The organism is Enterococcus dongliensis (assembly GCF_031927985.1).
GTDB classification, from domain to species: Bacteria; Bacillota; Bacilli; order Lactobacillales; family Enterococcaceae; genus Enterococcus_A; species Enterococcus_A dongliensis.
Genome location: NZ_JARPZC010000054.1, coordinates 1 through 575 on the forward strand (window position 1 = coordinate 1; position 575 = coordinate 575).

Genomic DNA, 575 nt, shown 5'->3' on the forward strand with positions numbered 1-575 from the left:
GGGAAGAAATCATAATTGAACTAATTTTAAAATAATCAACTAACGGAGGACTTAGAGGAGGAATACTTAAATGAGTACAACTGAATTATATGCAGTTAATAAAAACGGAGACGTAACACCTTACGGAGAAGCCAAAAATAGCTGGCTTGGCGGCATGCACGTTTGGAATAGCTTAAACGAGAAATACGCATTAAACGATGACATGATGTTCGGATTTAAAAAGACTTGGGGCAATTTCAACAAAGGATTCTACGAAGAATACGAAGATGTTTTGCTAGGAAGTACCTTTGACAAGGTTATTGTATTAAAAGAAAATTTCGAGCAGTTGATTAGTAATTTTGAGAAATATCTAGCTGTTTATCCCAACTCAAATTTTGGACAGCAAATCGAGATCATACAAGCCATGAAAGAGGACGAAGATGTAATCGGCGTAGCTTGGTGTCAAACGTCAGTAGCAGACGATTTATGGGATTTCGCCTATGACGACGAAGAGGACGAAACGATTCCTTACAACGTCTTTAAAGGTGAAGAGCATTGGAATCTTTTCGCAGAACTAACAGTCAGCTAGTGACCAC

At 38.1% G+C, this 575-nt stretch carries 1 protein-coding gene; it reads left to right on the plus strand.

Annotated elements, in window-relative coordinates; genetic code table 11:
- The first annotated feature begins 70 nt into the window (after window positions 1–70).
- A complete protein-coding gene (locus P7D84_RS13725) occupies window positions 71–568 on the plus strand; it encodes a hypothetical protein (protein ID WP_311806789.1) in 498 nt (165 codons plus the stop codon).
- Window positions 569–575 lie beyond the last annotated feature (7 nt).

Coding starts and splice junctions, on each gene's coding strand:
- P7D84_RS13725 (WP_311806789.1), top strand. CDS start 71: ATGAGTACAACTGAATTATATGCAGTTAATAAAAACGGAGACGTAACA.